This is a genomic window from Thermococcus sp. M36, assembly GCF_012027355.1.
In the GTDB taxonomy this organism is placed as follows: Archaea; Methanobacteriota_B; Thermococci; order Thermococcales; family Thermococcaceae; genus Thermococcus.
Genome location: NZ_SNUH01000016.1, coordinates 1 through 692 on the forward strand (window position 1 = coordinate 1; position 692 = coordinate 692).

The 692-nt window shown below is 31.8% G+C and carries 1 protein-coding gene; it reads left to right on the plus strand.

Annotated features, from left to right (window positions below; translation table 11 throughout):
• Positions 1-79: 79 nt before the first annotated feature.
• Positions 80-692 (plus strand): hypothetical protein (locus E3E36_RS11090; RefSeq protein WP_167895490.1); only part of this gene is annotated, 613 nt, incomplete at its 3' end.

Consider the following 692-nt stretch of genomic DNA (forward strand, 5'->3'; position numbering starts at 1 on the left):
TAAAAGCAATTAAAAATAATTAAACGAAGCAGTAAAAAGCCTGTCTATAAGAGTTTAAATGGAAAATAGAGCTACGATATTGAAAGAGTTAGAAGGTTTTGCACCCGTTTTGGCAGCAATTTCAAGTGAAATGCCGTACAAAACGCCCGAAAATTATTTTGATAATTTACCTGATAATATTTCTGTTGAAGCATTTTTAGCTATGATTAGTGGTACTACTTTTACAATTTCTGCCGATTATTTTAACACTTTTGCCGATAGAGTATTAAGAAAAATCAATCAGCAAAAAGTGAGTGAAGAGCTACAGGAAATTTCTCCTTTTTTGGCTAAACTCAGTAAAGAAAACGTTTATAAAATTCCTCAACACTACTTTAATTCGTTACAAAGTTTAGAAGCTGTTAAGGTTGAAAATAAAGTGAAAAGTATTTCAACTCGTTTCGTTAGTAAATGGATTAGTTATGCTGCCGCAGCTGTAATAACGGGAGTTTTAATTACAGGAGCATATATGTACACAAATCATAAAGGCAATTTTGATTTGACTAATGAAATAAATAAAGTGAGTGATGAAGAATTACAGAACTATTTAAGTTTAAGTATTGCACACCCTGCCGCAGTAGCAAATGAAGAAACTACAAGCAACATTAATGCTCCGGAAACTTTAGATGTAAAACAAGAGATGCAATTTGTTTCTG